Source organism: Streptomyces sp. NPDC002403 (assembly GCF_053593015.1).
The window spans coordinates 24,851-33,354 of sequence record NZ_JBSFBQ010000069.1 but is presented as its reverse complement, the minus strand read 5'-3'; the positions used below and the strand labels follow the sequence as shown (position 1 = coordinate 33,354).

The 8,504-nt window shown below is 71.8% G+C and carries 8 protein-coding genes and 4 tRNA genes; 4 read left to right on the top strand and 8 right to left on the bottom strand.

All coding sequences use genetic code 11. The features are described 5' to 3' along the window. Positions 1 to 228 (top strand): GlcG/HbpS family heme-binding protein (locus tag ACWCPY_RS38460; RefSeq protein ID WP_451273095.1); only part of this gene is annotated, 228 nt, incomplete at its 5' end. 143 nt (positions 229 to 371) lie between these two features. Here the strand turns inward: ACWCPY_RS38460 and ACWCPY_RS38455 are convergent. The 5 genes from ACWCPY_RS38455 to ACWCPY_RS38435 all read right to left on the bottom strand — a co-directional run bounded on the left by ACWCPY_RS38455 (position 372) and on the right by ACWCPY_RS38435 (position 5,724). Continuing rightward, a tRNA-Lys gene (locus tag ACWCPY_RS38455) sits at positions 372 to 444 on the bottom strand. 91 nt (positions 445 to 535) lie between these two features. Further along, the gene (locus tag ACWCPY_RS38450) at positions 536 to 2,056 is read right to left on the bottom strand and encodes an amino acid permease (RefSeq protein ID WP_451273093.1); all 1,521 of its coding nucleotides are present in this window, start codon (positions 2,054 to 2,056) and stop codon (positions 536 to 538) included. A gap of 166 nt (positions 2,057 to 2,222) precedes the next feature. Then, positions 2,223 to 4,373: a DEAD/DEAH box helicase gene (locus ACWCPY_RS38445; protein ID WP_451273091.1), complete on the bottom strand. Its 2,151-nt coding sequence runs from the start codon at positions 4,371 to 4,373 to the stop codon at positions 2,223 to 2,225. A 240-nt stretch (positions 4,374 to 4,613) separates the two neighbouring features. Next, positions 4,614 to 5,192 carry a hypothetical protein gene (locus ACWCPY_RS38440; protein ID WP_451273090.1) on the bottom strand — a complete coding sequence of 193 codons (579 nt, stop codon included), beginning with the start codon at positions 5,190 to 5,192 and terminating at the stop codon, positions 4,614 to 4,616. 181 nt (positions 5,193 to 5,373) lie between these two features. Further along, positions 5,374 to 5,724, bottom strand: coding sequence for a metallopeptidase family protein (locus tag ACWCPY_RS38435; RefSeq protein ID WP_206433537.1), 351 nt, complete (start codon positions 5,722 to 5,724; stop codon positions 5,374 to 5,376). A 172-nt stretch (positions 5,725 to 5,896) separates the two neighbouring features. Here ACWCPY_RS38435 and ACWCPY_RS38430 point away from each other — a divergent pair. The 3 genes from ACWCPY_RS38430 (at position 5,897) to ACWCPY_RS38420 (ending at position 6,182) form a co-directional block, all read left to right on the top strand. After that, positions 5,897 to 5,969, top strand: a tRNA-Glu gene (locus ACWCPY_RS38430). A gap of 39 nt (positions 5,970 to 6,008) precedes the next feature. Then, positions 6,009 to 6,083 (top strand) — tRNA-Asp (locus ACWCPY_RS38425). Between the two features lie 22 nt (positions 6,084 to 6,105). Further along, positions 6,106 to 6,182 (top strand) — tRNA-Phe (locus tag ACWCPY_RS38420). A 40-nt stretch (positions 6,183 to 6,222) separates the two neighbouring features. On the opposite strand, the gene ACWCPY_RS38415 is transcribed toward ACWCPY_RS38420, so the two are convergent. Genes ACWCPY_RS38415 through ACWCPY_RS38405 form a run of 3 tightly spaced genes read right to left on the bottom strand, consistent with a single transcriptional unit; the run spans position 6,223 to position 8,350 of the window. Beyond that, entirely contained in the window at positions 6,223 to 7,074 is an 852-nt protein-coding gene (locus tag ACWCPY_RS38415; RefSeq protein WP_451273087.1) for a cytochrome c biogenesis CcdA family protein, read from the bottom strand. After that, positions 7,071 to 7,895, bottom strand: a complete 825-nt coding sequence (locus ACWCPY_RS38410; RefSeq protein ID WP_451273085.1) for a DsbA family protein — start codon at positions 7,893 to 7,895, stop codon at positions 7,071 to 7,073. The genes ACWCPY_RS38415 and ACWCPY_RS38410 overlap by 4 nt, the downstream gene beginning before the upstream one ends. 59 nt (positions 7,896 to 7,954) lie before the next feature. Beyond that, positions 7,955 to 8,350 carry a hypothetical protein gene (locus ACWCPY_RS38405; RefSeq protein WP_451273083.1) on the bottom strand — a complete coding sequence of 132 codons (396 nt, stop codon included), beginning with the start codon at positions 8,348 to 8,350 and terminating at the stop codon, positions 7,955 to 7,957. Positions 8,351 to 8,504 lie beyond the last annotated feature (154 nt).

Below are 8,504 nucleotides of genomic sequence, written 5' to 3'. Positions count from 1 at the left end.
AAGAAGGCGTTCACCGCCGTCTCCTGGAACGCCCCCACCTCCGAGCTGGCCCAGCGCCTGACGAACGCCCCCACACTGAAGGACATCCCCGGCACCCTCTTCCTTGCGGGCGGCGCCCCCGTCACCGCCAAGGGCGCCCCGATCGCGGCCATCGGCGTGGCCGGAGCCCCGAGCGGCGACCTCGACGAGAAGTTCGCCCGGGCCGGCGTCGCCTCCCTCGGCCGGTAACACCCCCAGGATCCCGGCGGCACCCGCCTCCCCCGTACGGGTGCCGCCGGTCTCTCCCGCGAACGACGAACGCCCCGACCGGGCAGGACCGGTCGGGGCGTTGTCGTGCGGGTCGCGGAGGCGGACTCCGCCCTCGCCAGGCGTAGGCCGTGTGGGACTCGAACCCACAACCAACGGATTAAAAGTCCGCTGCTCTGCCAATTGAGCTAACGGCCCTCGGCGAATCACCCCTGAGCATAGCCCGCCGGGGCCCGGCCGCCGATCGGGTATCGGTTACCGGGCCCCGACATGGTGAATTCCCGGCCAGTCAGAGGGACTCGTCCGGGACGGTCGTGCCCTTGTGATCCGGCTTGAGGAACCAGTGCCTCGCCGACGCCAGCCACCATGTCGCCGCGAAGCCCAGGACCACCAGCACTGCGACGGGCGCGTAGTTGAACGTCTCCCAGGTGACCGGCGAGACCTGCGGCAGCATGAAGAGCACCGTGATGACCACGACCCAGACCACCGCCACGATGCCGACCGGCCGGGACCAGCGGCCCAGGTGCCAGGGGCCCGGGGTGAAGTCGTCGCCCCGGAGCAGCCGGAGCAGCGTGGGGACGACGTAGGCGATGTAGAGCCCGATCACCGCGATCGAGGTGACCGCCGCGTACGCCGTGACGTTGATCAGGTACGGCAGCCCCAGCGCCAGGGCGCCGGCGGCGGCCAGCCAGACCGCTGCGACGGGGGTGCGGGTGCGCGGGCTGACCGTGTGCCAGACCCGCGAGAAGGGCAGGGCCCCGTCCCGCGAGAAGGCGTAGATCATGCGGCTGTTGGCGGTCACGGACGCCATGCCGCAGAAGAGCTGGGCGCCGATCACGATCAGCAGCAGGAGCTTGCCGGTGGTGGCGCCGAGGGCGTCCAGGAGGATCTGCGCGGGCGGGGCGCCGGTCGGCGAGTTCAGCGCCCCGTCATAGGACTGGATGGCGAAGGTGAAGCCGAGGAGCAGGACGAAACCCGCGATCCAGGAGGTCCAGATCGACCGGACGATGCCTTTCGGACCGGCCGTCGCCGCGTCGTGGGTCTCCTCCGTCATATGGGCGGAGGCGTCGTAGCCGGTGAAGGTGTACTGCGCCATCAGCAGCCCGATCATCACGACGTAGAAGCCGCTGCCCCAGCCGGTGTTGTTCACGAACTCGGTGAGGACGAACGACGCCGACCGGTGCGAGTCCGGTACGAAGGTCAGGGCGCCGACGATGACGGCGACGCCGACGACGTGCCACCAGACGCTCACGCTGTTCAGGATGGCGACGATCCGCACCCCGAAGGTGTTGAGCAGACCGTGCAGCAGCAGGATCGCGGCGAAGAGCAGGATCGTACGGGTGGGGGTGACCCCGAAGCCGAACTGGAGATTCAGATACGCGCCCAGGAAGGACGCCGCCCCGAAGTCGATCCCGGCGGTGACGGCGACCTGGCCGAGGACGTTGAACCAGCCCGTGAACCAGGCCCAGGCCGCGGCCGAGCGCGGCGGGGCCAGCCGGTGGGCCCAGAAGTAGAGGCCGGCGGAGGTCGGATACGCCGAACAGATCTCGGCCATCGCCAGGCCGACGAACAGCGTCATCAGGCCGACGCCGACCCAGCCCCAGGTGATGACGGCGGGGCCGCCGGTGTTCATGCCGAAGAGATAGAGCGTGAGGCAGCCGGAGAGCACCGAGATGATCGTGAACGAGACGGCGTAGTTGGAGAACGCGGACATGCGCCGGGCCAGCGTCTGCGTGTATCCGAGCTGCGCCAGGCGCTCCTCGTCGGAGATGCCCGGTGGTGGTCGGTCCTCGCCTGTATCGGTTGTCATGGACCCAGCAATTCCCGCGTGCCGGGGCACACATGCGGTCGCCGTGGTCACGACTGGGAAAACCCGCCCCAGCGGGACCCGCACACCGGAAAGCGGGCCCGCCCGTGAAGAGCGGGCCCGCTTTCAGCAGACCTTTCGGCGGACCTTCAGCAGGTCCTCACCGCGTTCAGCCGTTGCGCTTCCAGCGCGGCTTGTCGTCGCGGCGGCCGAAGGAACCGGTGCTGGTGCCGGAGCCCCGGTGGTCGTCGCGACGGCCGGTCGGACGGTCGCCGCCACCGGAGCGGAAGCCGCCGGAGGGGCGGTCGTCACGACGGTCGCGGTTGAACGGACGGTCGCTGCCGCCGGAGCGGAAGCCGCCCGACGGACGGTCGTCACGACGGTCGCGGTTGAACGACGGACGGTCGTTGTCCCGGCGGTCGAAGGAGCGGCCACCGCGGTCGTCACGACGGTCGTTGGAGCGGAAGCCGCCCGACGGACGGTCGTCACGACGGTCGCGGTTGAAGGACGGACGGTCGTTGTCCCGGCGGAAACCACCGGACGGACGGTCGTCACGACGCTGGAAACCACCACGGTCACCACCGCGGTCGTCACGACGGTCGCGGTTGAACGACGGACGGTCGTTGTCACGACGGTCGCGGTTGAACGACGGACGGTCGTCACGACGCTGGAAACCACCACGGTCGCCACCGCGGTCGTCACGGCGGTCGTTGGAGCGGTAGCCACCGCGGTCGCCGCCACGGTTGTCCCGGCGGTCGAAGTTGCCCCGGTCGTCACGGGCGGCGGGCTGCTCCGGCACGGAGACGGCGGCCTCGATCGCGGCCTCCGCCTCGGCGGCGACCTCGGCCACCGCGGCCTCGGGGTCGTCGCCCCGCTCGCGCGCGGCACGGGCGACGAGGCGGTCGGCCTCCTCGCGCAGCTCACCGGCGCGGCGCTGGACGCGCTCCAGCTGCTTGGTCAGATCGGCGACCTCGCGCTCGGCCTGCTTGGCGGCGTTGTTCGCGGAGTCGGCCTGGACCTCGGTCAGCGAACGGGCACCGGTGATCTCGGCGACCTCCGGGTCGAACGCGCCCGCGCCACCGACGATGTGACGCGAGGCGTCGACGCCCGCGTCCTCCATCAGACGGAAGATCTGACGGCGCTGGTGCGGCAGCGCCAGCGAGACGACGACACCGGACTTGCCGGCGCGGGCGGTACGGCCCGAGCGGTGCAGGTAGTCCTTGTGGTCACCGGCCGGGTCCACGTTCAGCACCAGGTCGATGCCGTCGACGTGGATGCCGCGGGCGGCGACGTCGGTCGCGACGAGCGCGTTGACGTAACCGTCCTTGAAGTCGGCGAGCACCCGGGTACGGGCACCCTGCGTCATGCCGCCGTGCAGCGCGTCCGCCTTGACGCCCGCCTCGACGAGCTGCTCGGCGATGCGGTCGGCGCCCAGCTGGGTGCGGACGAAGATGATGGTGCGGCCCTTGCGGGCGGCGATGGCGGAGGTGACCGGCGCCTTGTCCTTCGGCTTCACGACGAGGACGTGGTGCGTCATGGTCGTGACGTTGCCCTGGGCGCTGTCGACCTCGTGGCTGACCGGGTTGTCCAGGTAGCGCTTGACCAGCGTGCCGATCTCGTTCTCCATCGTGGCGGAGAAGAGCATGCGCTGACCGCCGACCGGGACCTGGTCGAGCAGCTCGGTGACCTCGGGCAGGAAGCCCAGGTCGGACATCTGGTCGGCCTCGTCGAGGACGGCGACCTGGACGTTCTCCAGGGAGCAGGCGCCCCGGTTGATGATGTCGCGCAGCCGGCCCGGGGTGGCGACGAGGACGTCGACACCGCGCTCCAGCGCGTAGATCTGGTTGCCCATCGACGTACCGCCGCAGACGACCTTCATCTTCAGGCCGAGCACGTCGCCGTACGGCTGGAGCGCGTCCGCGACCTGCATCGCAAGCTCGCGGGTCGGGGTGAGGATGACGGCGCGGGGCTTCTTCTTCTCGGTGTGGCCGCCGGCCAGCGTGGCCAGGGTCGGCAGACCGAAGGAGAGGGTCTTGCCGGAGCCGGTACGGCCGCGGCCCAGGATGTCCTTGCCGGCCAGGGCGTCCGGGATGGTCGCGGCCTGGATCGGGAAGGGCGCCGTCACACCGTTCTGCGCGAGCTTGCGGACGATGCCCTCGGGCAGGCCCAGGTCGGCGAAGGTGATGGTCGGCTCCGCGTCGGCGGAGTCGGCGTCGGCCTGCTCGGCCAGGGGGGCGTCGGCCTCGACGGAGCCGGCGGACTCGGCGACGACGGCCTCCGCGGCCTCGACGAGCTCGTCGTTCTCGATGCTCTCGGGCATGACGGTGTGGTCAGAACTGGAAATTGACATGCGAAATGCGAAACCTTCCGGAGTCTCGGCACGCGCCCGTAACTCCGTGATTCGCAATTTCGACCGCCTCAATGCGGTCCAGCCACGGCAAGGGAGAGTACGCGCCACACGGCGCGCTTCTGTTTCGGCGCCGGGCAATGGGATCAAACGATCTACTACCATACGCACTCCTCCCCACATCGCGCAAACCGGCCCCTCCCCGGCCCCTCGCTACACCGGCCCCACCTGCGGTGACACCTCGGGCGTCCGCAGCGGCACCGACCGGGCCGACGCCCCCGCCACCTCGCTCCGGAACTGTGCCGCAGGTGAGGCGGACGGCTGCGGCGCCGGCGGTCCGGACGGCTCCGGCTCGGGCTCGGGAGAGCTCGGCGGCCCGGGGGGCGGCGGCGTGGAAGGCGCCGGGGACTCGGGCTGCTGCGGCACCGCGGGCCCGGGGTGCGATGCCGAGGGCGCCGGCGGCGCGGTACCCCGGGGCGGGATCGTCCCGCCCGGCTCCGCACCCGGGCGCACACCACCGGGGGCGGCCGAGGGCCCGGCGGAGTCGCGGGGCTCCGGCGACTCGACGGCCTCCCGCTCGGAGTGCGCCTCGGCCCGGCCGCCACCGGTACGGACCCGGCCGGTGCCCGCCACGGTCCCGCCGTCCGGCCGGGCGGCGCTCCCCCCGTGCTCGGGCGACGACGACGGCTCCGGTTTCCCTCCGCCGTCGCCGACGCTCATGCAGCCGGTGGACGCGGCGACCGTCGCGGCGACGACGGCCGCCCATCGGACGGGGACGGACAGCTGGCGCACGAGAGGCACCTCCGGGGTACGGGGAAGGAGCGGAGCGGTACGGAAGAAGTGGGGGCGCCGTGCCCAACTCCCGTTGCCCCGCCGGGGACACGCCCCGGCCTCCGGCCCGCACACCACCCGCACGCCTCTCACGTTCCGTCCGCACGCCAGCGGGCCGGCCCGGGGCGGCCCGCTGGCACGCTCACCCGTAGCCGAGCGCGTGCAGCCTCGCGTCGTCGATGCCGAAGTGGTGGGCGATCTCGTGGACGACCGTGATCTCGGTCTCCGCCACGACGTCCTCGCGGGACTCGCACATCCGGAGCGTCGGCCCGCGGTAGATGGTGATCCGGTCCGGCAGCACCCCCGCGTACCACTCGCCGCGATCGGTCAGCGGCGTGCCCTCGTACAGCCCGAGCAGCTCCGGATCGCCCGGGTCGGGCTCGTCCTCGACGAACACCGCGACGTTGTCCATCAGCCGCGTCAGCTCCGGCGGGATCCGGTCCAGCGCCTCGGCGACCAGTTCTTCGAACTCTTCGCGCGTCATCTCCAGCACCCCGCCATTGTCCCGTACCGCCGCTCGCGGCGCCCCGGCCCGGACCCGCCCGTCCGACCACCTCCGTGAAGGCGCTCGCACCCCTGCCGTAAACCGTTTTGGCGATAGCCGCCGGCATCCCATATGCTTCTCACGTCCCCGACGCGCTGGAAAGCGCGCAGGTGGGCCCTTAGCCCTCATCGTCTAGTGGCCCAGGACGCCGCCCTTTCAAGGCGGTAGCACGGGTTCGAATCCCGTTGGGGGCACGCTTTACCGTGTGCGAGACTCGTCTCGCACATTAGCTTGGTCCTGTGGAGCAGTTTGGAGTGCTCGCCACCCTGTCAAGGTGGAGGCCGCGGGTTCAAATCCCGTCAGGACCGCTGCAGCTTTCACGAGCTGCGTGGCTGGGTAGCTCAGTTGGTACGAGCGATCGCCTGAAAAGCGATAGGTCGCCGGTTCGATCCCGGCCCCAGCCACCACCCGAAGGCCCCCGTCCGGTGGACGGGGGCCTTCGTCGTGTCAGACCTCTTCCCGGTCGACCGAGTTCACGCCGCCCCGGCCGCGCCACGCCCGTACTGCCAGCACCAGCAGCACCACCGCGACCACGGCCACCAGGGCCATGGCGTCCGGTACATGCTCGCCGATGCGCTGGGCCCACTGCTCCACGGCGAACGAATCGTCCACGTCCAGCAGTCCGGGCAGTGCCGTCGTCCCGTCGTACGCGAGGAACAGCGCGCCGAGACCGATGAAGAAGAGCCCGGACAGCAGGGTCGTGGTGTGCAGCTCGAAGCGGCCGAGCCGGAAGGTGCGACCGCGCAGCCAGGCACGGCGGCCCAGGTCGAAGCGCTCCCAGAGCAGCGCGAGCAGGAAGAGCGGGACCGCCATGCCCAGGGCGTAGACGGCGAGCAGCAGCCCGCCGTAGACCGGGCTGCCGCTGACCGCCGCCACCGTGAGGACGCTGCCGAGGATCGGGCCCGCGCAGAAGCCGGCCAGCCCGTAGACGGCGCCCAGCGCGTAGACCGATACGGCGGTGGTCGGGCGAATCCGGCCGCTGAGGGCGGCGATCCGCCGCGAGGCGAAGCCCAGACCGACGATCTGGGCGATGCCGAGCGCGATGATCAGCCAGCCCGCGCCGACGACGAGCGCGTCGCGGTGGCGGTAGAAGAGCCGCCCGGCGTACGAGCCCGCGGCGCCGAGCGGGACCAGGGTGGTGGCCAGTCCGGCGTAGAAGATGCCGGTACGGGCCAGAAGGCGCGAGGCCGAGTCGATGGAGTAGGCGAAGAAGGCGGGCAGCAGCAGCGCGCTGCACGGGCTGACCAGGGCGAGCAGCCCGCCGAGGAAGGCCGCGAAGTAGCCGATGTCAGCGGTCATTCCGCGTCGCCCCCGGAGCCCTCGGAGCCCTCGGAGCCCTGGGGGCCCTTGCCGCTCTTGGCGTCCTGGGTGCTGCGGGCCTTCTCGGCCGCCGCCTCGACGGCCGCGGTGAAGGTCTCCATGGGCTGGGCCCCGGCGATCGGGCGGCCGTTGATCAGGAACGACGGGGTGGAGGTCGCGCCGATTCCGTACCCCTGTTCCTGGTCCTTGCTCACGGCGGCGGAGGCGGCGGCGCTGTCCGCGTCGCGGGCGAACCGGTCGAGGTCGGCGACCCCGGCCTGCTGGGCGAGCGCCTTCAGCCGGTCCTTGCCGAACCCCTTCTCCTTGGCCCCTTCGGCGTACGCGGCGGCGTGGAACTGCCAGAAGCGGTCCTGCTGCCCGGCGGCCCACGCGGCGCGGGCGGCGGCCTCGGACTCGGCGCCGAAGATCGGGAAGTTGCGCCACTCGATGCGCAGGGTGCCGTTGTCGACGTACTTCTTGACCAGGGCGGGTTCGGTGTCGCGGGCGAACTTTCCGCAGTAGCCGCACTTGAAGTCGGCGTACTCGATCAGGACGACGGGCGCGTCGGCGCGGCCCTGCGCGAGCTTGTCGCCGGCGTCGCGGCGGGCGAGCTTCGCCAGCTCCGGATAGACGCCGGCGTCCGGGTCGGCGGAGACGTCGGCGACCGAGGAGGAGCCGGAGCCCGAGTGGTCGGGGGCGGTGGCCCGGTAGGAGACGAAGCCGAGGAGCGCGGCGGCGAGAACGACTCCGGCGCCGTAGATCAGCGGCTTTCGGTTCCTGGGCGAGGGCTTGCGTGCGGATGTGGACGTGGACTCGGGCATGCGGGACTCCGTGCTGGTGAGGCGGAAGGAATAGGGAGCGGCCGGGTGGGAACGGCCGGCTACACCCTCAGCACGGAGAGCTCGACGGGAGTGGGAGCGGCAGGCGCGGGGGCGCGCAGTTTCAGCCGCACGGGTGGGTGGACCGGGCCCTGTCCGGTGGCGGCGGGCAGGCCCCACTCGGCGAGGCCGGGCGCCTGGTCGTACGCGGCACGGGACCGGCCCGGGAGCGCGGGTTCGCCGTCGTGCTTCCTGGTCCTGCCGCAGCCCGGCGTCGGGTGCCGGTCGGAGTCCGTCGCCACCACCGGGGTGTCGGTGTCCGTCGCGGCCGCCACGACGGCGGTGGCGGAGGCGGAGGCGGGCGTGCCGTCGGCGGGGGCGGTCCTCCCCGGTCCGCAGAACAGCCCCAGTACGACCGCGAGCACCGCCATCAGGCAGCACCACTGCGTACGGGACACGGCGACCGGCCTTTCCGGACAGGGGCAACGGGTGGTCAGCTGCCCGAAATGGTACGTGCTGTGATCCCGCGCCTCCGCGCGGTGCCCGGGGGTGATCCGGACCGCACGAAATGTGTTCGCCGTTCCTCGGGCCCGGGTGAGATCCTGGGCTCCG

Coding starts and splice junctions, on each gene's coding strand:
- ACWCPY_RS38410 (WP_451273085.1), bottom strand. CDS start 7,895: ATGCCCGAGTCCACGTCCACATCCGCACGCAAGCCCTCGCCCAGGAAC.
- ACWCPY_RS38450 (WP_451273093.1), bottom strand. CDS start 2,056: ATGACAACCGATACAGGCGAGGACCGACCACCACCGGGCATCTCCGAC.
- ACWCPY_RS38415 (WP_451273087.1), bottom strand. CDS start 7,074: ATGACCGCTGACATCGGCTACTTCGCGGCCTTCCTCGGCGGGCTGCTC.
- ACWCPY_RS38445 (WP_451273091.1), bottom strand. CDS start 4,373: ATGCCCGAGAGCATCGAGAACGACGAGCTCGTCGAGGCCGCGGAGGCC.